We start from the raw sequence: 25,451 nt of genomic DNA, 5'->3' as shown, positions 1-25,451 counted from the left end.
GCCGCCCCCGGCGGCCCGCTGTGCGTGCTCGTCGCTCATGTCTGTAGGGACTCCTCGGCCGCCGCCGTTGGTTCGGTCACGGCGGCGCGGTCTCGTGTCGGGCGGTCCGCTGTGCTTCGTACACGTCGTACATCCCGTCGAACACTGTCGCATCATGCGTTCCGCGCCATGGCACGTTCCGCACACCGGGCAGGCCCGGCTCGGCCGTCCGGGCCAGGCGCCGGCCACTCCGGGGGGTGAAAACCGGGGCCGACGCTGCCGAGGTTCAACGACCGGATGCGGTACGAGATGCGCCCTGGCGGGGCCGTTGCGGTGAATGTCCCCTCTCGCGCAACGCCCTGAATCGATTCTTCCGCTCGCTACGCTGTTCGTATGATGAGCGAACTTCCTGACATGAGGGCCTCCGACGCGGAGCGGGAGCGTGTGGCCGAGGCGCTGCGCGAGGCCGTCGCCGAGGGCCGGCTGACCATGGAGGAGTTCGAGGAACGGCTGGAAGCGGCCTACACGGCGCGGACGCACGGCGAACTGGAGCCGCTCGTACGCGACCTGCCGGCCCCCGCCGGCGCCGTCTCCCTCACCAAGTCCGCGGGCGTGACCGCGCCCGCGCAGCAGAGCTGGGCGGACCGCATCGGCGGCCCCGCGAGCGGCACGGTGGCCATCGGCGTCATGGGCGGCTTCCAGCGCCGGGGCACCTGGACCGTGCCCCGCCGCTTCACCGCCTTCACCTTCTGGGGCGGCGGCGAGATCGACCTGCGCGAGGCGCGCTTCGAGGACGGCGAGATCGTCATCCGCTGCATCGCCGTCATGGGCGGCATGCAGGTCACCGTGCCGCCGGACCTGGACGTGCACGTCGACGGCATCGGCATCATGGGCGGCTTCGACGACAAGGCCTCCGGCCCGGGCACCCCGGGCTCGCCGCGGGTGCGCGTCACCGGCTTCACCTTCTGGGGCGGGGTGGGGGTGGTCCGGAAGGCCACGCGGGAGGAGCGCAGGAGGCTCCGTGAGGAGCGGCGTGAGCAGCGGCGCCTGGACCGTGAGGAGCGGCGCAGGCCGCTGGAGTAGGGCGCCTGCCGGGAGCCGCGGGCCGGGGGCCGGAGCCCCCGGGGTGTCACAGCGCGGCCGCCGCCTGGCCCTTGAGCGTCTCCAGGTCGACCGCCCGTGCCATCGCCTCGTACCCCGCGTCGCTCGGGTGCAGGTGGTCGCCGGAGTCGTAGGCCGGCAGCAGCCGCTCGGGCGCCGCCGGGTCCCGCAGCGTCCGGTCGAAGTCCACGACCGCGTCGAAGACGCCGCCGGAGCGGATGATCTCGTTGACGCCCTGGCGCGTGGCCTCCTGACGGTCCACCGCGCCCTTGTGCCCGCCGAACGGCATCAGCGTCGAGCCGACCACCCGCAGGCCGCGCGCGTGCGCCCGCTGCACCAGCGCGCGCAGACCGCCCACGATCTGCTGCGGGTCCTGCACCTGCGGCTTGCGCAGGATGTCGTTGATGCCGAGCGCCACGACCACGACGCGGGCGCCGGTCCGGCCGAGCACGTCCCGGTCGAAGCGGGAGAGGCCGCTGGGGTTGTTCGGCATCGGCGCGGCCGAGTTGCTCAGCAGTATGCGGTTGCCGCTGATGCCCTCGTTGAGGACGCCGTAGCGCGGGGCGCCGGGCTCCGTGCGCAGCCGGGCGGCCAGGAAGTCCGGCCAGCGGCGGTTGGCGCCGACGGTGGAGGTCACGCCGTCGGTGATGGAGTCGCCGAGGGCGACGACGGCGCCGTGCGCCTCCTGGGTCCACACGTCCACGGCCGTCAGGTAGCGCCAGTACGGCGTCTTCGTGGTGTACGGGGTGCCGAGGGGCTCCTCGGTGTGGTCGCCGCGCGCGATGAAGGAGATCTGCCGGGCGTGCGGGTGGTAGGTGACCGGGCCCGAGGGGGTCGGCGAGTATGTGGTGACGAGCAGGTCGGAGGCGGCCGGGACGGCCAGCCGGACCGGGTCGCTGAGCAGGGAGCCGCCGGCCGGGACGGTGACCGTGGGCTGCCCGCCGAAGGTCAGGCGCTGCATGCTGCCGGGGACGGCCGCGGGGGAGCCGGGGGCCGCGGCCAAGCCGAGCGAGGCGTGGGTGACGGCCAGCGGCAGGGTCCCGTAGAGGTTGGAGAGCTGGATGCGGGCGCCGGTGCCGCCGATGCTGGTGTGGACCAGGTTGCGGATCGACATGCCCGCGAAGCCCCGGGCGGTGTTCGGCTCGGCGGCGGCCGGCGAGGTGGCCCAGGAGCCGACCCATTCCCCGGAGGCGGCGGGCGCGGCGGAGGGGTGGCTCTCGTGCCGGCTGGTGACGGCCTGTCCGTCCTGGCCGCCGACCCCGATGAATATCGCGGTCGAGACGATGATCACCACGGCCGCCAGCGCGGCGAGGACGGCGTAGGCCGTGCCGCGGGGCAGGGGTGGCCTGTTCATGCGGGTGTCTCCTGGAAGAGGCGGAGCGAGCAGCTCCGGGTGCGGAAGCGGAACCGGGGACGGAAAACAGCGACTGATCAGCAACAGCGCCCTCGCGGTCCGATCGCCGTTCCATGATCCCACGGTGGCCTCGGGGGTCGCCCGCCGGCCTGAGGGGTCATGCAACGTGTCACATGCGACTTGTCAGACGCGGGGAACTCCCGGTCCGTTCCAGGAGTAGGCCGGGTAAGGACAATGCACGGGAAGTCGGCTGGAACGGGTGGTGCGGATGAAACGGTCGCCGAGTGAGGATGCGGATACCGCTGAACGGGTGATGCCCGCTCCGCTGGGCGGTTTCACCTACAGCGAGGCCGATGAGGAGAAACGCCGCGGTGTGCGCCGGATGAAGGCCCTCGCGACGGGGCTCCTGCTCGCCGTCGCACTGGTGTACGGGCTCGCGAAGTGGTCCCAGTCGGCGGGCGCGGGGGCCTGGGCCGGCTACGTGGCCGCGGCGGCCGAGGCCGGCATGGTCGGCGCCCTCGCCGACTGGTTCGCCGTCACCGCGCTCTTCCGGCGCCCGATGGGCCTGCCCATCCCGCACACCGCGATCATCCCCACCAAGAAGGACCAGCTCGGTCAGAGCCTCGGCGACTTCGTCGGCGAGAACTTCCTCTCCGGCGAGGTGGTGCGGGTCCGGCTGCGGGCCGTCGGCATCGCCTCCCGCCTCGGCGCCTGGCTCACCCGGCCCGAGCACGCCGACCGCGTCACCGCCGAGCTGGCCACCGCCGTGCGCGGCGCGCTCACCGTCCTGCGGGACTCCGATGTCCAGGCCGTCGTCGGCGAGGCCATCACCCGGCGCGCCGACGCCGCCGAAGTCGCCCCCGGCATCGGCGCCATGCTGGAGAAGGTCGTCGCGGACGGCGGCCACCGGAAGGTCGTGGACCTGGTGTGCGTCCGCGCCCACGACTGGCTCGTCACCCACGGGGACTCCGTGATGGGGGCCGTGACGGGGGGTGCGCCCGGATGGACGCCGCGGTTCGTCGACCGGAAGGTCGGGGAGCGGGTCTACAAGGAGCTGTTGCGCTTCGCCATCGAGATGCGCGACATGCCCGACCACCCGGCGCGTGGCGCCGTCGACCGCTTCCTGGAGGACTTCGCGCGCGACCTGCAGTCCGACACGGACACGCGGGCGCGGGTCGAGCGGCTGAAGTCCGACCTGCTGGGGCGGGGCGAGGTGCAGGACGTCATCGCGTCGGTGTGGGCCTCGGTCCGCGCCATGATCGTCGCCGCGGCGGAGGACGAGCGGAGTGAGCTGCGGCTGCGGGTGCGGGCGGGGATCTTGTCGCTCGGGTCGCGGATGGCGGCCGACGACCGGCTGCGGGAGAAGGTCGACGGGTGGCTGGAGGACGCGGCGGTCTACGTCGTGACGACGTACCGCGACGAGATCACGTCCCTGATCACGGACACGGTCGCGGGCTGGGACGCGGAGCACACGTCCCGGAAGATCGAGGCGCACATCGGCCGGGACCTGCAGTTCATCCGCATCAACGGCACGGTGGTGGGGGCGCTGGCGGGGCTGTGCATCTACGGGTTGACGAGGGGGCTGGGGGGCTAGGGCCGTCGGTACGGGTGCGGCGCCGGGCCCTCCGGGGCGGGGGTCCGGGGCCGTATATTTACGGGCCCGCGCCCGGTGACGCGGCGGCGCCCCCCGCCTCGCCGGGCCCGCAAATACACGTCAGCGCCCCGGACCCCCGCCCCTGCGGTCCCGCCGCCTCCCGTCGTCCTTCCTCGCGGGGCGCCCCGTGCCCGCCTTCCACGGCCCCCGGCCCGGTTAGGGTCACCCCGTGTTGAAACGTCCCACCTTGCTGTGGTTGCTCGCTCCGTATGTCCTCTTTCTTGGCATGCTTCCCCTCGTCGACCGGGTGCGGCCCACGGTCATGGGGCTGCCCTTCCTGTTCTTCTGGCTGCTCGCCGCCACGTTTTTCACCCCCGTCGCCGTCTTCCTCGCCTGGCGGGGCGACCGCAAGCGAGGCCGGGTGTGAACGGCGACGCGGCGGTGGCGACCACCGTCTTCGGCGTCTTCATGGTGTTCACCGTTGCTCTCGGACTCCTGGCCGTGCGCGGCCACGGGCGTACCACCGGGCTCGCCGAGTGGTCCGTCGGCGGGCGCAGCCTCGGCACGGTGTTCATCTGGGTGCTGATGGCCGGTGAGGGCTACACGAGCTTCAGCTACCTCGGCGCCGCCGGGTGGGGGTACAACCACGGAGCGCCCGTCCTCTACGTCATCGCCTACATGTCCTGCGGCTACGCGATCGGTTACGTCGTCGGCCCGACGCTCTGGTCGTACGCCCGCCGCCACGGCCTGGTCACGATCACCGACATGGTCGCCCACCGCTACGGCCGCCCCTGGCTCGGCACGGCGGTCGCGGTCCTGGCGACCGTGTGCCTGCTGCCGTACATCCAGCTGCAGATCACCGGCATGGGCGTCGTCGTCTCCACCATCTCCTACGGCGCCATCAGCCTGAACCAGGCCTACTTCATCGCCTTCGCCGTGACGACGGGCTTCGTGGTGGTGAGCGGGCTGCGGGGGAGCGCCTGGGTGTCGGTGCTCAAGGACGTGCTGGTCATCGTCACGCTCGCCTTCCTCGCGATCTACGTCCCGAACCACTACTTCGACGGCTACGGCCCCTTCCTGGACCGGCTCGTCGCCGAGAGGCCCGGCTGGCTGACGCTGACCGGCCACGGCGGCAGCGGCCTCGACGTCACCTGGTTCGCGACCACGAGCTTCCTCAACTCCCTGACGGTCGTCATCTTCCCGACCACCGTGGCGGGGTACCTGGGCGCGCGCAGCGCCGACGCCCTGCGCCGCAACGCGATGCTGCTGCCGTTCTACAACGTGCTGCTGTTCGTGCCGATGCTGCTGGGCATGGCGGCGCTCCTCGTCGTCCCGGGGCTGACGGGCGCCGGGTCGAACCTCGCTCTCTTCAAGCTCGTCGTCGACTCGCTGCCGGCGTGGGCGGTCGGTGTCACCGGCGTCGCCGCGGCCCTCTCCTCCATCGTTCCCATGGCCGTGTTCATGCTGGTCATCGGCACGATGTGGGGGAAGAGCGTGCTGGGGACGATCCCGGCGCTGGCCGGCCGGCCGCGGCGGCAGCGGTTCGCGGCGCAGATCGTGGTGGTCGTGTCGGGCGCGCTGGCGCTCGCTCTGACCTACCTGACCCCCAACACCCTTGTCCGCCTCTCCCTCATCTCGTACGAGGGGATGGCGCAGCTCGTGCCGATGATCCTGCTGGGTCTGGTGTGGCGGCGGCTGACGCTGTGGGGCGCGGTGAGCGGACTCGTGGCGGGAGGGACGCTCGTGTGCGCCCTTGTCTTCACCGAGCACGACCCCCTGTGGGGCGTGAACGCGGGAGCGCTCGCGCTGGGCGTGAACCTGGTGGTGGCGCTGGCCGTCTCCCGGCTCGGCCCGCAGCCGGCCGACGACCGCCCGGACGAGGAGGTCCTGGCGACCGATCCGGGACCGGAGGGGTCCTCGCGACCGGAGGAGTCGTCGCGACCGGAGGGGCCGGCGCGACCGGAGGGGTCGGTTCCGGCATAAGGGGCGAATGAGTCGATTGCCTGGCCGGTTCCGGCACTTGGCCAAGAGCAAAGGCGAATGGAAATGTTCGCGGTGTTCTCCGGGCCGCAGGGGGACGGGTCCGGCAACCGGCTCTGGACCTTCTACGACAAGTAGGGGGCAAGTAGGGGGCAGTGCCCCCGGGCTGACGAAATGCGACCAGGCCGACGATCCCGACTCGTCGGCCTGGACCAATTTTGACCGTACGTGTTCGGGAGACGACATAGATCCATGCAATGATCACCCGTACCACCGGTAATCCGAGGTTTGTGCGAAGATTCCGTCCCCGGTCCGATCGGACCGGGCGACAAGGGGAAACATCGTGCACATAACGAGATTCAGAGCCGCTGTTGGGGCGGCTGTGACGGTGGCCGCGACGGCCGCTCTCCTGCCCACGTCGGCCGCGTTCGCGGCGGGCAAGCCGGACTCCCGCCCGGCGGACAGCGCGACCGTCGAAGCCTTCGGCCGAATAGCCGACGCCGTGCTGAACGACCGCACCTCGGTCCTCCTGGACTCCCGCTCGGCCGACCGCAAGGCGACCAGGCTCGACGGCAAGGTCCGTCTCTCCTCCGGCCTCTCGAAGGCCGAGGACACCGGACTGTCCTCGCTGAAGATGCGGAAGTCCTGGCTCGCCGCCCTCGGCGAGGCCTACACCGGCGCCGACACCAAGACCTCGGTCGACAAGACCACCGTCAAGGGCAACCGCGCCACCGTCCGTGTCACCGAGACCACGGTGCTCACGTACAAGAAGATCCGCGGTGACGAGCCGTCGACCACCGGCTTCACCGCCCACCACGAGCTCAGCTTCTCCCTCGGGAAGAACGGCAAGTGGGAGCTGACGGGCATCCGCCCGCAGGACGACGGCCCCGGCGCCATCAACGAGCCCCGCACCGCGGTGGCGGCGACCGGCAGCATCGACCTCAACGGCAGCCCGGCCGCGACCCGGTACCCCGGCAGCCGCAACGCCAAGCCGAAGTCGCTGACCGCCACCACCAAGGGCGGCCTCGACTACAAGGCCATGGCCGCCTACGCCGAGAAGTACTGGCGCAACTACAACCCCGCCTACCGCAGCTTCAACAGCTACGGCGGTGACTGCACCAACTTCATCAGCCAGGCCCTCAAGGCCGGCGGCTGGAAGGACGCGGCGGGCACGGACACCTCCGACTACCGCAAGTGGTGGTACAACAAGTCGAGCCAGTCCGACTCCTGGGTCGGCGCCAACGAGTGGTCGTGGCACACGCTGTCCACCAAGCGGGCGACCAACCTGTCGAACGTGTACCAGATGGACGTCGGCGACATCCTGCAGATGGACTTCGATGGTGACGGGTCCAAGGACCACTCCATGATGACCACCTACCGCAGCCGGATGGGCGTCCCGTACCTGACGTACCACTCGACCAACACCTACCGGAAGTCGGTGGCGAGCATCATCGCGTCCTACCCCGGGGCGATCTACTACGCCTACCGCACCTGATGCGGCGCGGGCCGTGCCCGCCCCGCCCGGCCTCCGGGTGGGCGGGCACGGCCCGCAATTCACTGTTCGCAGTCCGAAACGGCCCTTGCGGAGAACCCCTCCGTTCTTGGACGATCAAGCGATGAAACTGCTGCGTGTGGGGCCCGCGGGGGCGGAACGCCCGGCGTTGCTGGACGAGGACGGAACCCTTCGCGACCTGTCGGCGCTGGTGACCGACATCGACGGTGCGCTGCTCGGCGACGCGCCCGCGCTGTCGCGTATCCGCGCCGCCGTCGGCGCCCGCATCCTGCCCGCCCTCGACCCGGCCGGCCTGCGCACCGGCCCGCCCCTCGCCCGGATCGGCAAGATCGTGGGCGTCGGCCTGAACTACCGCCGCCTGGCCGCCGAGACCCGCTCCGTCGTCCCCGCCGAGCCCGTCCTCTTCCTCAAGGCGGCGGACACGGTCACCGGCCCCGACGACCCGGTCCTGCTGCCGCCCGGCAGCGAGAAGACCGACTGGGAGATCGAACTCGGCGTCGTCATCGCCCACCGCGCGCGCCGCCTGGAGACGGACGAGGACGCGCTGGCGGCCGTCGGCGGCTACGTCCTCGCCCACGACGTCTCCGAACGCGAGTTCCAGTTCACCCGCGGCGGCGCGTGGGTCAAGGGCAAGAACTACGAGACGTTCACCCCGCTGGGCCCCTGGCTCGTCACCCCCGACGAGCTCCGCGACCCGCAGGACCTGCGGCTGCGCCTGTGGGTCAACGGCGACCTCAAACAGGACGACAGCACGGCCGACCAGATCTTCCCGGTGGCGGAGGTCATCCGGTACGTCAGCGCGTTCATGACCCTGTATCCGGGTGACGTCATCCTCACCGGCACCCCGGCGGGTGTGGCCATGAGCCGCCCCGACCCCAAGCCGTACCTGAGGGCAGGGGACGTGGTCGAGCTGGAGGGAACGGGGCTGGGACGGCAGCGGCAGGAACTCAAGGACGCGTAGCGTCCGGCCCTCGGCGTGTACGGCACGGTTTTGCCCCCGACGTGCGGCATATTTTCCGATATGCGCAGAACGCGGAGAACCAACCCCACGGTGGTCGCTGCGCTCGCCGTGGTGGCGAGCGTGGTGCTGGTGTGCGCGTTCACCTTCCCGGCGCAGAGGGGGGCGCCGGCGCCCCCGCCCGGGCCCCGGGAGCACCACGTCGCACCCGACGGCCGCGAACTGGCCGGCGAAGGCCGGCCCACGGGCGCCGACACGCTGGTCGTCGGCGCGGGGATGGTCGCCGTCGGCGCCGTCCTGGGCCTCTGCGGCCTGGTGTGCCACCGGCCCCGTCACGAGACCGGTTGAAAAGCGCCCTCGCTGCGACCGCGGCGTATGGAGTGCACGAAGGTCGCCCAGGCGTGCGGTGACAGGGTCAGCGCGCCGCGGGGGCGGTCTTTGCTGTCGCCTATGGCGACCAATTCGTCCGGGGTGTGTTGCATCTCGATGCAATTCGGGCCTGTGTCCCCGCTGTGGGAGGACTTGCGCCATGCGTCTTCGGGCAGGTCGTGACGTATCACGAGGGATTCCTTCACTCATGCTCAAGTCCGCGTGCGATCGACGCGATCAGCTCAATGGACGACTCTGGCGGCAGCGCTGAGGACCGCAGCCGATCCAGAGCGTGGCGGTACTTGGCCACGGTTTCATCGTCCTCCATGCACAGAGCTCCGTCGAGGTGTTCCACCTGCACGACGTCGAGGTCCAGTGGATCCGGGTAGGAGTAGAGGGCGAAGGATCCGCCGGAGTCGGTGAACGACATCTGTGTGAAGGGGATGACCTGGATCGTGATGTCGGGCGATCGGCCCACGTCCGTCAGATGACGCAGCTGTTCAGCCAGTACCGCGCGTCCGCCGAACTGCTGGTGGAGCACGCCTTCCGCCATGATGGCCGTGTATTGCGGTGGATTTCCGCGCAGAAAGATGCTCTGCCGGCTCATCCGGAAGTCGACGAAGAAGTCGAGCTGTTCCTCGGTCAGTGTTGTCGAGGCGCCGGAGATCAGAGCCGTCGCATAGGCCTGGGTCTGCAGAAGTCCCGGTACGACCTGTGATTGGAATGCCGAGATCCGTGCTGCTTCGGATTCCAGGTCCAAGCGCTCCTTGAAGCCGTCCATGAGCTTCCCGCTGTGGCGGCGCCACCAAGTGCGCTTGCTGCCCTCCGAAGCGAGCGCGATGAGCCAATCCTGCAGGTTCTCGTCGCTCACGCCATAAAGGCCGAGGAGGACGTCGAGCTCAAGCCGCGTGACGCGATGCTGCCCCGTCTCCTGCCGGCTGATCTTCGTCCTGTCGCCGTGGATCGCCTTGGCCGCCTCCTCGGGCGAGACGTCTGCGGCTTCTCGCAGCGCTCTTAGTTCGGCGCCCAGTTTGCGACGGCGGGCCGTGCGACGTACTGGATGTTTCATGCTTCCTCCCCTGGCGGCGCCCGTTCAGTGTGCTGCACGAGATCGGAGGCCTCGCTTGGCTTCCACGAGCGTCACCCACACGAATGAACTATGCACTGTGCAAGGCGATTTGTTGCGAGCAAGCCCTGAGCAGGGCCATCGTGGAGGCGGCGGCTACGGCGGGTAGTCGTGGTGCGGGGGGAAGGTGCGGGAGCGATGACGTACAGGAACGGCGCGTTCGTGGTGGATACCCGGGAGGGGCGGATGGCCCAGGTCATCGGCAGCGAAGGCCACCGCGTGCAGGTGCGGCAGCCCGGCGGGGGCCTGGAATGGGAAGTCCCCTTCCCCTACCTGCGGTTGGCGACCAGCGCGGAGCGAGCTGCGGTGCGCGCGAACCCGGAATCCATCGCCCGGCCGACGATCGCCGACTGCCCCGAGTGCCCGGCGCTCAAGGCGACCTGGTGGGAGGCGACGATCGAAGGGGACCCCTTCAAGGCGGGCGACGCCCTGGTCGCCGTACGGCGGCACTGGACCCGGCGTGCGGCCCGTCCGGTGACAGCGAATCGAGCGCCCCGGCGACATCGGCATCCGCATCCACCAGTTCGTCAGCGGCATCGGAGGAAGGGCGCGGTCTGGACGGGACGTCGGCCAAGCTCTACGTGGGGACGATCCGCAAGCACTACCCCGACCTGGACCACATCGAGGACGACGTGCTCGTCACTCATGGCAACGCGCTCTGCCGAGCCCGCGGGCAGGACTTCGTCGACCAGGCCAAGAAGACCAAGCAGGAACTCGAGCTCGACGGAAAGCAGGCTTCGGCGATCCTCGGCACCGCGCACGGGTTCTGCAGTAGGAACGCGTTCAGGTGACGGCTGAGATCTGAACCGGCCGGAAACGGTCTGCCGCATGCGAATCCGCGCCGCCCGGGCTTGCCCAGGCGGCGCGGTCGTGTGCCGGGTTCCCGGCGGCGGTGACGTAAGGGGCCGGCCCGTGAAGGCGGGCCTCAGCAGCAGTTGGGCCAGTCCCAAGTCCACCAGTTCGCCCCGAGCTCGGGGCGGATCTTGGCCACGGTGGCGCCGTTGCTGTTGCGGAGGTGGATGATCGTCCGGAATTGGCCCGAATGCTGCTGATCCGTCACGTTGATGTTGCTCGCGGCGCGGGCGGAACCGAGGGGATCGGGCTTACCCATGGACACCCATTCGGTCCACTGCTTGTTGATGGTCCAGCGCGTCCACACCGCATAGTCGAGGCCGACCAGGAACTGCTCCTTCTCGCCGTTCGGAAGAGCATGGTCCTTTACGTCGTAGTCACATATGTACTTGCCCCCGCCCCCCGCGGTGCAGGTGTCGGCTGCCTGAGCCGGTGCGCCGGCCACGGCGAGCCCTGCCAGGGTGGCGGTCGCGACCACGGCGGCCTTGATTTTCTTCAAGTTGAGCATCCTGTTCTTTCGACGTGACCCGTGCCAGTCAGGGATCCGGCCCCGACTGCGACGGGCCGTCAACCTACTGCGGCCGGCTAACGAAGCACTGACGTCTCCCTGGCGTCCCACTGATGCTCATGGACTGGCGCCCGGTGCGACGGTCTCGGGGCGGGGAGCTACGCCTTCGGCAGGCTCAGCGGTTCGCGGGCGCGCCACTGGGCGATGGCCGGCTCCAGCATCGCGGCCAGGTCCGGCTTGACGGACGCGAAGGCCAGCGCTCCGACGATCTGCAGGTAGCGCGCGCCCTCCATGACGTCCAGCAGGGCGCGGTCCACGCGCGTGCCGCTCACGCGCTCGTACTCCTCGATCCCCAGCGGGCCGACGAGGGTGAGGTCCCACTCGACGGGGCCGCGGGTGACGTCCTCGAAGTCGCTGAAGAGGTGGCCGCCGGCGGTGCGCAGGAGGTTGTACGCGGGGGAGTCGCCGTGGAGGGTCTGCAGGCGCGCGCCGGGGAATCGGGCGGGCAGGTCCTGGAGGAGGGTCTCCAGGACCGCGTACTCCGCCCGGGCCCGGTCGAGTTCGGCCGGGGTCAGCAGCGGGTGCGGGGTCTCGGCGAGCGCGGCCAGGGTGCGGCCGACCGCGGGGACGACGGGGGAGAGGACCGGCAGGTCGTCGCCGGGGTACTCGGCGAGCAGCGCGTGCAGTTCCGCCGCCAGGCCCGTCTGCTCCACGAAGCGCTTCTGCATGGCCTCGGGGTCCGTCACGGCGGACAGCGGGTCCGTCTCGTCGACGAACTCCCAGAACGTCAGCGACCGTCCGTCGATCTCGACGGGCTCGCGGGGGACGAGGGGGCTCGGCCCGACGACGGGCGCGCCCCGGTCCGCGAGCCAGCCCGCCACGGCGAGCTCGCGGCGCTGCTTGGCGGCCTGCTCCTCGACGGGCCCGGCGGCCAGGGAGGGGACGCGGACCACGACGGGGTGCGGGGCCAGGTGCACCAGCACGTTGAAGACGTTGTGCAGCACGCGCGGCTCGTCCGGCTGCAGTCCGAGGCCGCGGCCCGCCCTCGTGGCCAGGCCGACCGCCTGCTCGGCGCGTTCGGCGGCGGTGAGGGCGGAGGAAGGGGTGTCAGCAGTAGGCATATGGGCGATCCTGCCCCGGCGGAAAGGCCGTTGTCGACGGGATTTCGCCGGGTGCGACGCCGCCTTGCCGCACCCCTTCGCGCCCTATTCCGCCAGGAAGCGTTCCAGGCCCTCCACCACCATCGCGTGGTCCTCCGCCTGCGGCAGGCCCGAGACGGCGACCGCGCCGACCACGCCCGTACCCCGCAGCCGCAGCGGGAAGGCGCCCCCGTGCGCCGCGTAGCGGTCGGGGTCGAGGCGGGAGGCCTCCTCGAAGGTGCGGCCCTTGGCGCGGAAGCGGGCTCCGACCAGGAAGGACGACTCCCCGTACCGTTCCGTCACCCGGCACTTGCGGGCGATCCACGCGTCGTTGTCCGCGGACGTGCCGGGGAGCGCGCAGTGGAAGAGCTGCTGGGCGCCGCGCCGGATGCCGATCGTGACCGCCGCGCCGCGCTCCCGCGCCAGGTCCACCAGGATGGTGCCGAGGCGCCACGCGTCGTCGTTGCCGAAGCGGCCGAGGACCAGGCGCCGTTCGTCCTCCTCCAGACGGCCGATGTCCGCAGCGGTCACCGGGCCTCCCCGATCCGTACCGTGCGGCCCTCGTCCGCCGACACCCGCGCCGCTTCCAGGACCCGCAGCGTGGCCGCCGCTTCCCGCGCCGTCACCGGCGGCTCGCCGCCCGTGCGCAGGGCGGTCTCGATCGCCGCGTAGTAGGCGGGGTAGTCGCCGGGCAGGGTGGGGACGGGGTCGCCGCCGCCCGTCTGCGGGGACTCGCCCGCGCCGAGGCGGCCCCAGAGGGACTCGGGCTCGGTGCCCCAGCCGGCCGGCACGGAGCCGGGGCGCAGGCCTTCCCGCAGCGCCGCCTCCTGCGGGTCGAGGCCGTACTTCACATAGCCGGCCGCGCTGCCCAGCACCCGGAAGCGCGGGCCGAGCTGGGCCGTGGTGGCGCTGACCCACAGGTGGGAGCGGACGCCGCTCGTGTGCGTCACGGCGATGAACGTGTCGTCGTCGGCCTCGGCGCCGGGGCGGCGGACGTCGACCTCGGCGTAGACGGAGGCGGCGGGGCCGAAGAGGGTGAGGGCCTGGTCCACGACGTGGCTGCCCAGGTCGTAGAGGAGGCCGCCGATCTCCGCGGGGTCGCCGGACTCGCGCCAGCCGCCCTTCGGCCGCGGCCGCCAGCGCTCGAAGCGGGACTCGAAGCGCAGGACGCCGCCGAGGGCGCCGTCGGCCAGGAGCCGCTGCACGGTGCGGAAGTCGTTGTCCCAGCGGCGGTTCTGGAAGGCGCTGAGCAGCAGGCCGCGCTCCTCGGCGAGGTCCGCGAGGGCTTCCGCCTCGGCGGCGGTCGCGGCGAGCGGCTTGTCGACCACGACCGGGAGGCCGGCTTCGAGGGCGGTGCGGGCCAGCGGCACGTGGGTGCGGTTGGGGGAGGCGATGACGACGAGGTCGAGCTCTCCGGCGCGCTCGAAGAGCGCCTCGCTGCCGGCGACCGTCCGCACGCCGGGGTGCTCGGCGGCGGCCTGGCGCTGCCGGTCGGGGTTGCCGGTGACGACCGTGTCGAGGACGAGGCCGTCCGTGGTGGCGATGAGCGGGGCGTGGAAGACGGAGCCCGCGAGGCCGTAGCCGATCAGGCCCACCCGGAGGCTCCCGTGCGGGCCTCCGCCGTCGCCGTTCATGCCGTCCGTGCCGTTCGCGCCATTCATGCTCCCTACTTTGGCAACGCTGTTGCGAAACCGCAAGCGGCAGGGACAATGGAGCGGTGAACCGCACGCTCGCCCCCGGCGCCAACCTCACCGCCCTTCGTGACCACAACGCCGCCCTCGTCCTCGGACTGCTGCGCGACGCCGGGCCGGACGGCGCGAGCCGCGCCGAGCTGGCGGACCGCACGGGCCTCACCCCGCAGGCGGTCAGCAAGATCACGGGGCGGCTGCGGGTCGCGGGCCTGGCCGCCGAGGCGGGCCGCCGGGCGTCCACGGGCGGCAAGCCCGCCACGGCCCTGCGCCTGATGCCGGAGGCGGCGCACGCGATCGGCGTGCACCTCGAACGCGACGCCCTGACGGTCACCCTCGTCGACCTGGCCGGGGCCGAGGCCGCGACCCGCACCTCCCCCCTCGACCTCGGGGCGGACGCGGAGGCGGTCCTGGACGCGGTCGTAGCGGAGGTCGCGCGCGTGCGGGCCGGGGCCGGCGGCTCCCTCCTCGGCGTCCTCGGCGCCGGGGTCGCCCTTCCCGGGCCCCTCGACCACCGCACCGGCGTCCTGCGGCGCGTCACCGGCCTGCCCCGGTGGGACGGGTTCCCGCTGCGGGACGCGCTGGCCGAGCGGCTCGGGATGCCCGTCGTGGTCGACAAGGACACCAACGCCGCCGCGCTCGGCCTCGTGCTCCGCGGCTGCGTCGGGGCGGCGGGCTCCTTCGCCTACCTGCACCTCGGCACCGGCCTGGGCGCCGGCCTCGTGCTGGGCGGCGAGGTGCACCGGGGCGCGCGGACCGGCGCGGGCGAGTTCGGCCACCAGGTGCTCCGGCTGGACGGGCCGCCGTGCCGCTGCGGCAACCGCGGCTGCATCGAGGTGCTGTGCCTGGACGCGGTCGCCCGGGGCGACACCGCGGAGGCGGCCCGGCTGCTCGGCACCGGCGCCGCCAACCTCGTACGGCTGCTGGACATCGACCTCGTGCTGCTCGGGGGCGGCGTGCTGCTGAGGGACTCCGGCGCCTACGCGGCCGGGGTGCGGGCGGTGCTCGGCGGTGCGCCGCCGGTGGCCGTCGTCCCGGCCCGGGAGCGCACCGTCGTGGAAGGCGCCGCGGAGCTCGTCCTGGCGTCGCTGTTCGGCCGGGGAGGGCGGGACCGTCACCGGGCCCTGGAAGAGGCCGGCCTCGCCGTCCCCTCCGCCCTCACGGCCCCGTCCCCAGGAACCGCTCGACCTTGAGCGAGGCGAAGCCGCCGTCCGGCGCCTTCCCCAGCTCCGACGCGTCGTCGCCCTCCTCGATCCTCGTGCTCGTGCCCGTCTGGCCGGGTCCGCTGTAGAGGGTGACCACCCACCGCGGCCGCGGTCCCTTGCCCGGCCTGCCGCGCCGCTGCGGCACCAGCACGGACCGGACGGGCCCGGCGTGCTCGTACGTGCCGGGGCCGAACTCCTGCCACCGGCCCCGGAAATGGGGTGCCGAGAAGAGCGCGGGCAGGTCCTTGCCGGGGTAGTGCCCCAGGAAGGGCTCCAGCAGATCGCCGACCAGGGGCAGGCCGGCCAGGGTCTTGAGGGGGTTCCTCCGGTATGTCTCGGCGTCGTTCCCGCTCCGTGGGGCCGGCGTCCCCCGGCCGCCTCGCTCCTCCGTCACCGTTACTCCGCCACCTCCGTGCGGGCCACCCACTCGTAGACCGGCAGCCGGCCCTCGGCCGTGTCCCACTGCCGCGACGTGGCCCTGAAATGTTCGTAACCGCCCCGGAAGGGCACCTTCACTTCCTCGCCCGGCGCCGCGGTCGGGACGATGTGCTCCGGGAGGCCTTCCGGCCCGCCCTGGAGGACGCATTTGTCAGCAGTGGCCATGTCCCGATCCTGACCGCGCGGCGCCCGCACGGCACGGCCCGGCGCACCGGCGCCACTCGGATGACACGAAAATAGGCTCATCGGGCGGTATGTGACGGCTGGTCGGGGGTACGTGGCCGCGCCGGGCCGGGGACCGCCGCCGGGCGGTGGGAGGTTCGGGACAGCAACAGGACCCCACGACCCGTCAACCGGGCCCACGGCACGACCCCGTCGGGCCGGCCCCACGACCCCCACCGCAAAGGTCCCGCGATGCCCAAGCCCCGTGTGCTCGTCCTCGGCGCCACCGCGCTCGCGATCTTCTCCACGGCCGCACCCGCCCCCGCCTCCCCGGCGGGCGGGACCGCCGCCCGATCCCACTGCGCCTCGCCCGGTACGCCGGACTTCCCCATCGCCGCCCGGCTGAGCGGCGGCCCGCGGACGTACGAGCGCGGCGCCCCGCCCCGCTCCTGGCGGCTGGAACTGCGCAACGGCTCCGGCACCGAGTGCCGGGCCGTGCACCCCGTCGCGGTCCTCGCCGACCGCGGCCGCGCGCTCGCCCCGGGCGACATCCGCCTCGACTTCTACGACCCGGGGGCGGCGCGCTGGCGCCCCGTGCGGTTCGAACGGACCGACGAAGCGGAGAACGTCGGCGTCTTCGACGGCGCCGAGGACCCCGGCCGCGCCGGCCGTGCCCACCGCGCCGCCCGGGTCCCCGCGTTCCCCGGCTTCTCCGTCCCCGCGCACGGGAGCGTGCCCGTCCGCGTACGCCTCGGCTTCACCAGGAGCGCCCCCGAAGGCCCCGTGACGGCCAACGTCACCGCCGTGCAGCGGCGCGGCGACGACGGCGACTGGGTGGGGGAGTCCAACGACTACACGTTCGGCATCGGCAAGGCCCCCGGCCGCGCCGCCCCAGGCAAGAAGCGGGGAGCCGACGACGGCGAACAGCCGATCCTCGCCGACACGGGCTCCCAGCGCCCCCTGCTCGCCATCGCCGCGGCAGCCGGCGCCCTCCTCCTCGCCGGGGCGTCCCTCGTCGTCGGCGCCCGCCGCTCGGGGCGCTGAGCACCGGGGGAAACCCCGGTGGAGAAGGACGCCGGCGGGAGCTGATTACGCTGGAGGGCAGGCCGCGGCACGAAGAGGTGCGACCCGGCGTCCCCCAGGCCCGCGAGCGGGCGCGTACGGCAGGAGTACCGCATGGCAGAGCGCAAGCCGATCGAGTCCTGGCTCACCGACATGGACGGCGTGCTGGTCCACGAGGGCATCCCGATCCCCGGGGCCGACGCCTTCGTCAAGAAGCTCAGAGAGTCCGGCAAGCCCTTCCTCGTCCTGACCAACAACTCCATCTACACCCCCCGTGACCTGCACGCCCGCCTCGCCCGCATCGGGCTGGACGTGCCGGTGGAGAACATCTGGACGTCCGCGCTGGCCACCGCCCAGTTCCTGGACGACCAGCGGCCGGGCGGCACCGCCTACGTCATCGGCGAGGCGGGCCTGACCACCGCCCTGCACGACATCGGCTACGTCCTCACCGACGCCGAGCCCGACTACGTCGTCCTGGGCGAGACCCGGACCTACTCCTTCGAGGCGCTCACCAAGGCCATCCGGCTGATCAACGCCGGTGCGCGCTTCATCGCCACCAACCCCGACGAGACCGGGCCCTCCGCGGAGGGCGCCCTGCCCGCCACCGGCTCCGTGGCCGCGCTGATCACCAAGGCGACGGGCCGCGAGCCGTACTTCGTCGGCAAGCCCAACCCCCTGATGATGCGGGCCGGGCTCAACGCCATCGGCGCCCACTCCGAGGGCAGCGCCATGATCGGCGACCGGATGGACACCGACATCCTGGCCGGCCTGGAGGCGGGGATGCGGACGTACCTCGTGCTGACCGGGCTGACCCGGCCCGAGGAGGTCGACCGCTACCCCTTCCGGCCCTCCCGCGTCGTCGACTCCATCGCGGACCTGGCCGACCTCATCTGACGTCCCCGGCCCGCAGGGCCCGGTCCTCGGCCCCTGATCCGAACGGGCCCCGCCGCCCTCATCTGAACGGGCCCCGTCCGGCACCGAACGGAGCAACTCGCCCACGGAGCGGATGCGCCCGCAGGGAAGAGCGGGTGAACCTCTGAACACCAGGAGGTTCACCATGGACTCTGTCCGTCTCGCCCTGTGCGGTGCTCTCGCGGCCGTCGCCGTCTGCGTGCCCGCCGCGCACGCCAACGACGAGCCCGCCACCATGTCCGGAACGATCGAACTCACCCCCGTCAGCAGCCACCCGGGGGGCCAGGTGCAGCTGCGCGTGGCCGGCTGCGCGGGCAACAGGGCCACCGCCGCCTCCGAGGCCTTCGTGACCGACGCCAAGCTCGCCAAGGACTCGGCCGGGCTCTTCGCCGAGGCCACGGTCCGCTCGACCGTGGACCCCGGCGTCTACCCGGTCAGGGTCAACTGCGACGGCTACGACGCGGTGGCCGAGGGCAAGCTGACGGTCGTCCCCCACGGCAAGCCCCTGCCGCCCTCGCACGCCCACGAACAGGTGCTGCTGCCCTCCCAGGCCCCGGAGACGCAGCCCTCCGCGCAGCGCGCGGTGCCGGAGCGGCCGTCCGTCCACCCGCAGGAGCAGCAGAAGCCGCCGGAACAGCCGGCGCCCGTGGCGCCCGTCCCCGCGGGCGGGGGCGGCACCGCGGCGGAGGGCGCCCCCGGCACCCCCGGCCTTGTCCTCGCGGCCGTCACCGCGCTGATCGCCACGGGCCTGATCTGGCAGCGGCGCCGTACCGAGTCGTCCCGGCAGCAGTGAGGGAAGGCGATCCCGGGCCATGTCCGAAGCGCACGCCGGCGGCCGCGGCCGGCTCCTGACGGGGGCGGTGTGGTCCGTACTGCTGCTCGCCCTGTGGCTGTGGGGGCGGGAGATCACCGACGGGCCGGGGTCGTCCGCCACCCCCACGGCCGGGGACGTCGCCGCGGCGGGCCGGCCGCTCGCCGAACCGCTGCCCCCCGCCCACGCACCCCTGCCTCCGGCCCGCCCCCGTGCCCTGGCCATCGAGACCCTGGATGTGAACGCCCCCGTCGAGGAGAGGGGGCTGGACCGGACGGGCGCCGTCGACCCGCCCCCGTACGCGCGGGCCGGGGCCGTCGGCTGGTACCGCGGCGGGCCCGCGCCCGGCGCGCCCGGCGCCGCCGTGCTCGTCGGCCACGTCGACACCGACAACGCGCCCGCCGTCTTCTACGACCTCGGCAGCCTCAGGCCCGGCGACACCGTCGCCGTCCGCCGCGCGGACGGCACCACCGCCGAATTCACCGTCGAGGACGTCTCCGTCTTCACCAAGGACCGCTTCGACGCCGCCAAGGCCTACGGCGCGCGCGACACCAAGCGCGCGGAGCTGCGCCTGATCACCTGCGGCGGCGACTACGACCGCGACCGCCGCTCGTACAGCGCGAACGTCGTCGTCTCCGCCTATCTGACCGGAACCGGACGGAATTGAGCGTATGGGTGCTCCAACCGGGCGAATTGACTGCCCGTCATCGGCGGATCACTCACGGCCCTGCGGTGGTTTGTGCCAGCATTGCAGGGACCGGTCATGTCCCGTGGGGGCGTGGGGCCACCCCTACAGGAATGCACCCGAGGGGGAATCGATGTACGGCAGTCACTCCGGCCGCGCCCGCGCGTCGCTCACCACCGCCGGGGCCGCCGTGGGGGCGCTGCTGCTCCTCTCCGGCTGCTCCTCGTCGTCTCCCGAACCCCCCGCGGAAGCGGCGCCCGTGCAGGCGCCGGCCCAGCAGCCCAAGGCGAAGGACCCGTTCTGGGTCAACCCCGAGTCCACCGCGGCCAAGCGGGCGGCCGAGCTCCGCAAGGGCGGCCGGAGCGGCCAGGCCGACCTCCTCTCCAGGATCGCGGCCCAGCCCGTCGCCGAGTGGATCGGGCCCGACGACCCGGAGGGGCAGGCCCGGGGCTTCACCGAAGCCGCGGCCAAGGCCGACCGGACCGCCGTCCTCGTGCTCTACAACATCCCCCACCGTGACTGCGGCCAGTACTCCCAGGGCGGCGCCTCCGACGGCGACGCCTACCGGGGCTGGCTGGACGGCGCCGTCCGGGGCATCGGCGACCGCGGCGCGACGGTCATCCTGGAGCCCGACGCCCTGCCCCACATCTCGGACGGCTGCACCCCCCGCGAGCACCACGAGGAGCGCTTCGCGCTGCTCAAGGAGGCCGTCGGCCGCCTCAAGGCGCTCCCGCACACCAAGGTCTACCTCGACGCGGGCAACCCCAGCTGGGTCACTCCGGCCGACCGGATGGAGGAGCCGCTGCTCCGCGCCGGCATCGACCGCGCCGACGGCTTCGCGCTCAACGTCTCCAACTTCCAGACCACCAAGGCCAACAAGGACTACGGCCACCGGCTGTCCCAGCTCCTGGGCGGCAAGCACTTCGTCATCGACACCAGCCGCAACGGCAACGGCCCGCTGCGCGCCGCCGACCACGAGAAGGCCTGGTGCAACCCCCGCGGCCGCGCCCTCGGCGAACCCCCCACCACGCGCACCGGCGACTCCAGGGTGGACGCGTACCTGTGGGTCAAGCGGCCCGGAGAGTCGGACGGCACGTGCAAGGGCGGCCCGGACGCGGGCCAGTGGTGGGAGACCTACGCGCTGGACCTGGCGCGCAACGCCCGCTGATCCGGGCGCCGGCGCCACGGCCTCACGAGTCCGCCACGGGCACCTTCACCCACACCGCCGGTGAGGGCGTCCCCTTGCCGTCGACGACATGGAGCATGTACCACCCGGGCGGGACGAGCGAGGCGTCCTTCGGCAGGGTGACCGTGATCCCGTCCGCCGTCCTGGTGAACTCCAGCGCGATCGAGCGCTGCTCCACATTGGTGACGTGCGTGAACGACCCCGGCCTGATCAGCCGTGCCTTGGCGATGTCGCGCGGGCGGTCCGTGCGGTAGGTGGCCGTGCCGCCCAGCTCCACCGTCCTCGGCTCGGCGTCCTTCAGCGCCGGGCGGTCCTTCCGGTAGAGGTAGGGCGGGGTGTAGAGGTCGATCTGCTGCTGGAAGACGGCCGGCTTGGTATTGGCCTTGTCGCCGAAGAGCGAGTCGGAGCCGAAGGTCATCACGCGGCCGTCGGGCAGCAGCAGGGCGCCGGAGTGGTAGTTGCGGCCCACCAGGGGGTCGGCAACGGCGCGCCTGCTGTTGGCCGCCGGGTCGTAGATCTCGGCCATCAGGATGTTGGAGTCGCTGCGGCCGCGGTAGTCGCCCGAACCGTTGGTGGTCAGCACCGTGTCGTCCGGGAGGATGACGCTGCTGGGATAGCGGGCCTCGGCGTAGAGCTCGGGGCCGTCGCGGAAGCGCGGGCTGGGGTCGTGCAGGTCGACGATGCGGGTCCTGGCCGTGGACTTCTTGTCCTCGCCGACCCCGCCGCCGCCGAGCACCATGTACCGCTGGTCCTGGGCGGGGGGCAGCAGCACGGACATCGAGGTCTCCAGGGTGTCCGGATCGCTCATGCCGGGGACCTCGGTGAAGTCGTTGCTCGTCAGGTCCCACAGGCCCGGCACGCGGCCCTTGTCCGCCGGGCCGTACCCGGCGTTCGAACCGGTGTAGAAGATGCGGCCCTTGTCGGTGAGGAAGAGGGCGGGGTACGTCGGGAAGAAGCGCTCCTTGGGGAGGTAGGTCCACTTCTTGGTCTTCGGGTCGTAGATCTCGTTCTTGCCGGGGACGACCTGGCCGATCTCGTCGAGGCCGGAGACGGACAGGACCCGGCCGTCCTGGAGGGTGGTCAGCGTCGGATACCAGCGGGCCTCGTTCATCGGGTCGACCGTGACGTAGCGCTCGGCCTCGGGGTCGAACTCCAGGGTGTCCTTGATGCCCTGGAAGTCCTTCTTGTCGAAGGAGAGCTTGTTGGCGATCCCGTAGACGTTCTGGGCGTCCTTGCCGGTGAGGCCCTCGACCCGGTAGTTGTCGGTCAGGCCCGTCTCGTACTGGTGGCCCTTGTGCAGCGCTTCCACGTAGACGCGGGCGGTGGAGACCGTGACGGTGACCTTGCGGGTCTGCTTGTCCTGTTCCTTCTTGGCGCGGGGGACGAGGACCGTGTCCTTCGCCTCGAAGGTCTTGCTGTTCTTGCGGCCGGTGAAGCGCGTGCCCGCGGGCAGCGTCATCGGCTTGTCCGGGTCCTCGTTGTGGACGACCATCAGCCCGCCGGCCTTGTCGACGTCGCCCTCCAGCTTCTCGTAGCGCTGGGTGCCGCCGGCCACCAGCAGGCGGCCGTCGGGCAATTGGGTGTGGCCGGCGCAGAAGAGGTCCTTCGGGGTCGGGATGTCCTTGAAGGTGTTGTGCGCCGGGTCCCACAGGACCGTGCGGAAGGACTTCGCCCGGAAATTGGCGGCGTTGTTGCCCGAGCCGGCGACGAGGAGCACCTTCCCGGTGTGCAGCAGCGCCGCGTGGATCGTATTGATCCGGTACCGCTCGGGGACGTCGACCACGTCCCAGTGGCCGTTCTTCGCCTTGTACTCCGGCTGATTGATCTTGTAGTCGTGGTACTGGTGGGAGGCGTAGCCCCAGATGGCCGGCCCGTTCATGCCCGCCAGGGCGAGCACCACCGCCGACCCGACCGCGAAGCGGCGGGTGCGGCGGCTGACACGGTAGTGCCGGAAGTTCATCGGGAGGCCTCCACGGCTCTCTTGGCGCGATACGTGGTCCACCACCACGCGACGATCGGGGCGACGGTGATCGCGAGGGCCAGCGACGCCCAGGTGCGCATCGCGACATGGGTGTGGCCGAGCCAGAAGGAGGCCACCAGCGAGCCGCCGAAGACCAGCAGGAAGAACAGATGGATGCGGAACGTCCCGAAGAGGGTGTCGGGGCTCGCCGAATCCCCCTTGGGCGTGACCACGAAGCCGCTCTTGCGGCGCAGCACGGCATCCGTCAGCGAGCGGGCGTAGACCGGTGCGGAGAGCGCGGACATCACCATGCCGGCCAGCCCGCCCGAGCCTTCGGGCTCATGCGGCGAGACATTGTGCCGGCGGTTCCAGATGTAGAGCCCGATCTGCAGTGCGGCCGCATCGCTGTAGAGCATCATCCAGACCTCGGAATTGATCTGGATTCCGGAGGCGCCGAGCCCGAGGAACAGGGCGCAGCTGAGGGCGCCGAGCATCCAGTTGAGTGCGGTCATCGGATAATAGATGACCATCAGGGTGTAATTGAGGAATTTCCCCGGGGAGAGGCTCCAGGGGCCTTTCCAGTACTGCTTGATGATGGTCTCGTACGTGCCCCGGGACCAGCGCAGCTGCTGGGTGAAGAAATCCGTCCAGGCATTGGGGCCCTCGCCGACCGCGAGGACGTCCGGGGTGTAGACCGAGCGCCACTTCCGGCCGGTCGCGGGATTGCGGTGACGGTGCAGCTCGAAGCCGGTGGCCATGTCCTCGGTGATCGAGTCGTAGAGGCCGCCGATTCCCTTCAGGGCGCTGATCCGGACGGCATTGTTGGTGCCGACGAACATAGGTGCGCCGTAGCGGTTTCCGGCGCGTTGGATCAGGGCGTGGAAAAGGAACTGCTGGCTTTCTGCGGCCTTGGTCACGGCCGCATCGTAGTTCCCGTAGACCTGAGGACCAACGACAAACGCGATATCGGGGTCGCGGAAGTATCCGAGCATGCGTTCCAGGAAGTTGGGCAGCGGGACGTGATCGGTGTCGACCGAGGCGAAGAAGTCGTAGGCATCGCCGTGGGCGTCGAGCCAGGAGTTGTAGTTCCCGTGCTTCGTCCTGGCGCGGAACGAGCCCTTCGGCTGATTCCACTTCTCGATGCCCTTGCGGGAGAAGTGGCGCACGCCGAGCCGCCGGCAGACGGCCTTCACGGCGGGGTCGTCGCCCTCGTCGAGCAGCCAGACGTCGAGCGGGCCGCGGTGGCGCAGCCGGACCGCCGCCTCCAGGGTCCGGGTGACCATCTCGAGCGGCTCCTTGCCGGGCACGAACGAGGTGAGGAAGGCGACCTTGGTGCCGGTCTCGGGCACGACCGGGACGGGGTCGCGGGCGACGAGGGTGGCGTGGGCATTGGAGGCGACGTTCATCGTGCGGAAGAGCTCGATGAGCCCGATGGAGACCAGCATCACCGCATCCAGCACCCGCATCAGGGGCGTGGCATGGTCGCGCTGCGTCCAGTGCGCCGGCTGCATCAGCCACATCAGCAGGCCCAGCGACACGACGGGCGCGGCGCCGAGGAGGGCCGCGCCGAGGACGCGGTGCGTCTCCTCGGCGAGCAGGCTGCGGTAGCGCACCCGGTAGGGACGGTCCGGGTCGGGCTGGGTGAGCGGGCCGGCCAGCCGGCTGTAGTGCTCGTAGTCGAAGCGGGGCCGGGCTCTCGGCGGCCGCGAGGGAAGCGCCCGGTTATGCCCCGGTTGCTGGGGAATCGTTCCCTGGGTGACGGGTGTACGGGGCCCGGCCGCCGCCGTCGGGTCGTGGAGCTGCCGCCGGGCGCCGGCAGGAGTGGACGTCATCTGTCATTGCCCCCCGCACGCATGCTGACTGCGTGTGTCAGATCGCGGGTCTCATCCGGCCCCCCACGGCCGCACGGACCCCAAGAGCACCGGCCCCCCCGGCGCAGCCCAACTCAACTCGATAGTCACTCAGTGATGTTGGGTCATCGCTGTCCGTTCAGGATCTCGGACGCCCGGGCATGATCGCAAGGGTGAAACAAGGTGTTTACCGGGCAAAGTGGTGCGACCTGCCGTGATGGGCCATGCCATTGACCGGAAAATGACTCAAGGCTCCTCACCGGTGGTGAGGAGCCTTGAGACTCGCGTGCGCCGCCAGGGACTCGAACCCCGGACCCGCTGATTAAGAGTCAGCTGCTCTAACCAACTGAGCTAGCGGCGCCTGCTGACAGAGAAAACTCTACCTGATCCCGGAGGGTGCTCCCGACCACCCGGCCGGCCGCTCCGACATGCGGTTCTCCCGGGCCGCTGAGAAGCTGTGCCCGAGTACCGGCAGGGCGCCGGGGCGAAGGAAGGCGACGGGCGTGGTGCGAATACGCGGCGCGGTCGTGGCGGCTGTGTGGGCGGCGGTGCTGGCCGGGCCCGGAGCGGCCCCCGCGGCCGCGGCCCCCGGTCCGCAGGCGGGACGCGGCGGCCCCCGGACGGTGTTCCCGGCGGCCCCGCCCGCCGACGACCGTCTGGAACCGGCCATCCGCTACGCCATGGCCCATCTGGGTGACCCCTTCGCCATGGGTGGCACCGGCCCCCGCCGCTGGGACTGCTCCGGGCTCGTCCAGCAGGCCTATCGCCGTGCGGGTGTGCGGCTGCCGCGCATCGCCTCCGACCAGTACCGGGCCACGAAAAGGATCACCCGGCGCGCGCTGCGCCGCGGCGACCTGGTCTTCTGGTCCCGCAACGGCCGGGCCTCCGGGGTCCACCACGTGGCGGTCTACCTGGGCGGGCAGCGCTATATCGAGGCGCCGCACCCGGGGGCGAAGGTACGGATCTCCTCCTTTTCCCGCTACCGGCCGACCCTCTACGGGCGGGTGCGGTGACGCCTC

The 25,451-nt window shown here is 71.9% G+C and carries 27 protein-coding genes and 1 tRNA gene; 15 read left to right on the top strand and 13 right to left on the bottom strand.

Annotated elements, in window-relative coordinates; all coding sequences use genetic code 11:
- Window positions 1-393 precede the first annotated feature (393 nt).
- Window positions 394-1,062 (top strand): DUF1707 SHOCT-like domain-containing protein, encoded by a 669-nt coding sequence (locus V7793_RS13500; RefSeq protein WP_336006140.1) that lies wholly within the window; start codon window positions 394-396, stop codon window positions 1,060-1,062.
- Between the two features lie 46 nt (window positions 1,063-1,108).
- On the opposite strand, the gene V7793_RS13495 is transcribed toward V7793_RS13500, so the two are convergent.
- A complete protein-coding gene (locus V7793_RS13495; protein ID WP_336006137.1) occupies window positions 1,109-2,434 on the bottom strand; it encodes an SGNH/GDSL hydrolase family protein in 1,326 nt (441 codons plus the stop codon).
- A gap of 313 nt (window positions 2,435-2,747) precedes the next feature.
- Between V7793_RS13495 and V7793_RS13490 the strand changes: the two genes are divergently transcribed.
- The 6 genes from V7793_RS13490 (at window position 2,748) to V7793_RS13465 (ending at window position 8,827) form a co-directional block, all read left to right on the top strand.
- Window positions 2,748-4,028 carry a DUF445 domain-containing protein gene (locus V7793_RS13490; RefSeq protein ID WP_336006135.1) on the top strand — a complete coding sequence of 427 codons (1,281 nt, stop codon included), beginning with the start codon at window positions 2,748-2,750 and terminating at the stop codon, window positions 4,026-4,028.
- A 229-nt stretch (window positions 4,029-4,257) separates the two neighbouring features.
- Window positions 4,258-4,455: a DUF3311 domain-containing protein gene (locus tag V7793_RS13485; RefSeq protein ID WP_336006133.1), complete on the top strand. Its 198-nt coding sequence runs from the start codon at window positions 4,258-4,260 to the stop codon at window positions 4,453-4,455.
- Window positions 4,456-4,496: 41 nt separating this feature from the next.
- Window positions 4,497-6,011: a sodium:solute symporter family protein gene (locus V7793_RS13480; protein WP_336006144.1), complete on the top strand. Its 1,515-nt coding sequence runs from the start codon at window positions 4,497-4,499 to the stop codon at window positions 6,009-6,011.
- Between the two features lie 379 nt (window positions 6,012-6,390).
- Window positions 6,391-7,503, top strand: a complete 1,113-nt coding sequence (locus V7793_RS13475; RefSeq protein WP_336006131.1) for an amidase domain-containing protein — start codon at window positions 6,391-6,393, stop codon at window positions 7,501-7,503.
- Between the two features lie 121 nt (window positions 7,504-7,624).
- Window positions 7,625-8,482 (top strand): fumarylacetoacetate hydrolase family protein, encoded by an 858-nt coding sequence (locus V7793_RS13470; protein ID WP_336006129.1) that lies wholly within the window; start codon window positions 7,625-7,627, stop codon window positions 8,480-8,482.
- A gap of 60 nt (window positions 8,483-8,542) precedes the next feature.
- Window positions 8,543-8,827: a hypothetical protein gene (locus V7793_RS13465; protein WP_336006127.1), complete on the top strand. Its 285-nt coding sequence runs from the start codon at window positions 8,543-8,545 to the stop codon at window positions 8,825-8,827.
- Here V7793_RS13465 and V7793_RS13460 read toward each other — a convergent pair.
- From V7793_RS13460 to V7793_RS13450, 3 genes are all read right to left on the bottom strand, one after another.
- Complete coding sequence (locus tag V7793_RS13460) at window positions 8,812-9,039, bottom strand: DUF397 domain-containing protein (RefSeq protein ID WP_336006126.1); 228 nt, start codon at window positions 9,037-9,039, stop codon at window positions 8,812-8,814. The genes V7793_RS13465 and V7793_RS13460 overlap by 16 nt on opposite strands.
- A gap of 11 nt (window positions 9,040-9,050) precedes the next feature.
- On the bottom strand, window positions 9,051-9,917 hold the full coding sequence (locus V7793_RS13455; protein ID WP_336006124.1) for a helix-turn-helix domain-containing protein: 867 nt from the start codon (window positions 9,915-9,917) through the stop codon (window positions 9,051-9,053).
- A gap of 326 nt (window positions 9,918-10,243) precedes the next feature.
- On the bottom strand, window positions 10,244-10,390 hold the full coding sequence (locus tag V7793_RS13450; RefSeq protein ID WP_336006122.1) for a hypothetical protein: 147 nt from the start codon (window positions 10,388-10,390) through the stop codon (window positions 10,244-10,246).
- Between the two features lie 165 nt (window positions 10,391-10,555).
- On the opposite strand from V7793_RS13450, the gene V7793_RS13445 reads away from it, so the two are divergent.
- Complete coding sequence (locus tag V7793_RS13445; protein WP_336006120.1) at window positions 10,556-10,765, top strand: hypothetical protein; 210 nt, start codon at window positions 10,556-10,558, stop codon at window positions 10,763-10,765.
- A 134-nt stretch (window positions 10,766-10,899) separates the two neighbouring features.
- Here the strand turns inward: V7793_RS13445 and V7793_RS13440 are convergent, their stop codons facing one another.
- From V7793_RS13440 to V7793_RS13425, 4 genes are all read right to left on the bottom strand, one after another.
- Entirely contained in the window at window positions 10,900-11,325 is a 426-nt protein-coding gene (locus V7793_RS13440) for a hypothetical protein (protein ID WP_443057903.1), read from the bottom strand.
- Window positions 11,326-11,492: 167 nt separating this feature from the next.
- Window positions 11,493-12,455, bottom strand: coding sequence for an aminoglycoside phosphotransferase family protein (locus tag V7793_RS13435; protein ID WP_336006117.1), 963 nt, complete (start codon window positions 12,453-12,455; stop codon window positions 11,493-11,495).
- An 84-nt stretch (window positions 12,456-12,539) separates the two neighbouring features.
- Window positions 12,540-13,004, bottom strand: a complete 465-nt coding sequence (locus V7793_RS13430) for a heme-degrading domain-containing protein (protein WP_336006115.1) — start codon at window positions 13,002-13,004, stop codon at window positions 12,540-12,542.
- Window positions 13,001-14,134, bottom strand: coding sequence for a Gfo/Idh/MocA family protein (locus tag V7793_RS13425; protein WP_443057902.1), 1,134 nt, complete (start codon window positions 14,132-14,134; stop codon window positions 13,001-13,003). The genes V7793_RS13430 and V7793_RS13425 overlap by 4 nt, the downstream gene beginning before the upstream one ends.
- A 56-nt stretch (window positions 14,135-14,190) precedes the next feature.
- Between V7793_RS13425 and V7793_RS13420 the strand changes: the two genes are divergently transcribed.
- A complete protein-coding gene (locus tag V7793_RS13420) occupies window positions 14,191-15,354 on the top strand; it encodes an ROK family transcriptional regulator (RefSeq protein WP_336006112.1) in 1,164 nt (387 codons plus the stop codon).
- Here the strand turns inward: V7793_RS13420 and V7793_RS13415 are convergent.
- The gene (locus V7793_RS13415) at window positions 15,320-15,760 is read right to left on the bottom strand and encodes a hypothetical protein (protein WP_336006109.1); all 441 of its coding nucleotides are present in this window, start codon (window positions 15,758-15,760) and stop codon (window positions 15,320-15,322) included. The two genes, V7793_RS13420 and V7793_RS13415, sit on opposite strands and share 35 nt — an antisense overlap.
- A gap of 2 nt (window positions 15,761-15,762) precedes the next feature.
- Window positions 15,763-15,969 (bottom strand): DUF5988 family protein, encoded by a 207-nt coding sequence (locus V7793_RS13410; protein ID WP_336006108.1) that lies wholly within the window; start codon window positions 15,967-15,969, stop codon window positions 15,763-15,765.
- A gap of 249 nt (window positions 15,970-16,218) precedes the next feature.
- On the opposite strand from V7793_RS13410, the gene V7793_RS13405 reads away from it, so the two are divergent.
- From V7793_RS13405 to V7793_RS13385, 5 genes are all read left to right on the top strand, one after another.
- On the top strand, window positions 16,219-17,010 hold the full coding sequence (locus V7793_RS13405) for a hypothetical protein (protein ID WP_336006107.1): 792 nt from the start codon (window positions 16,219-16,221) through the stop codon (window positions 17,008-17,010).
- 132 nt (window positions 17,011-17,142) lie between these two features.
- Window positions 17,143-17,922 carry an HAD-IIA family hydrolase gene (locus tag V7793_RS13400; RefSeq protein WP_168096411.1) on the top strand — a complete coding sequence of 260 codons (780 nt, stop codon included), beginning with the start codon at window positions 17,143-17,145 and terminating at the stop codon, window positions 17,920-17,922.
- Window positions 17,923-18,085: 163 nt separating this feature from the next.
- Complete coding sequence (locus V7793_RS13395) at window positions 18,086-18,733, top strand: hypothetical protein (RefSeq protein WP_336006104.1); 648 nt, start codon at window positions 18,086-18,088, stop codon at window positions 18,731-18,733.
- Window positions 18,734-18,752: 19 nt separating this feature from the next.
- Entirely contained in the window at window positions 18,753-19,418 is a 666-nt protein-coding gene (locus V7793_RS13390) for a class F sortase (RefSeq protein WP_336006102.1), read from the top strand.
- Window positions 19,419-19,569: 151 nt separating this feature from the next.
- Window positions 19,570-20,604, top strand: coding sequence for a glycoside hydrolase family 6 protein (locus tag V7793_RS13385; protein ID WP_336006100.1), 1,035 nt, complete (start codon window positions 19,570-19,572; stop codon window positions 20,602-20,604).
- A 22-nt stretch (window positions 20,605-20,626) separates the two neighbouring features.
- On the opposite strand, the gene V7793_RS13380 is transcribed toward V7793_RS13385, so the two are convergent.
- The 3 genes from V7793_RS13380 to V7793_RS13370 all read right to left on the bottom strand — a co-directional run bounded on the left by V7793_RS13380 (window position 20,627) and on the right by V7793_RS13370 (window position 24,793).
- Window positions 20,627-22,582 carry a kelch motif-containing protein gene (locus V7793_RS13380; RefSeq protein ID WP_336006098.1) on the bottom strand — a complete coding sequence of 652 codons (1,956 nt, stop codon included), beginning with the start codon at window positions 22,580-22,582 and terminating at the stop codon, window positions 20,627-20,629.
- A complete protein-coding gene (locus V7793_RS13375) occupies window positions 22,579-24,414 on the bottom strand; it encodes a glycosyltransferase family 2 protein (RefSeq protein ID WP_336006097.1) in 1,836 nt (611 codons plus the stop codon). The genes V7793_RS13380 and V7793_RS13375 overlap by 4 nt, the downstream gene beginning before the upstream one ends.
- A 305-nt stretch (window positions 24,415-24,719) precedes the next feature.
- Window positions 24,720-24,793 (bottom strand) — tRNA-Lys (locus V7793_RS13370).
- 142 nt (window positions 24,794-24,935) lie between these two features.
- Here V7793_RS13370 and V7793_RS13365 point away from each other — a divergent pair.
- Window positions 24,936-25,445, top strand: coding sequence for a C40 family peptidase (locus V7793_RS13365; RefSeq protein WP_336006096.1), 510 nt, complete (start codon window positions 24,936-24,938; stop codon window positions 25,443-25,445).
- Window positions 25,446-25,451 lie beyond the last annotated feature (6 nt).

Origin of the sequence: Streptomyces sp. KLMMK, from assembly GCF_036961605.1 — a bacterium.
Lineage (GTDB): Bacteria > Actinomycetota > Actinomycetes > Streptomycetales > Streptomycetaceae > Streptomyces > Streptomyces telluris.
Note: the sequence above shows the minus strand (reverse complement) of the source record. Positions and strands in the feature narration are given on the sequence as shown.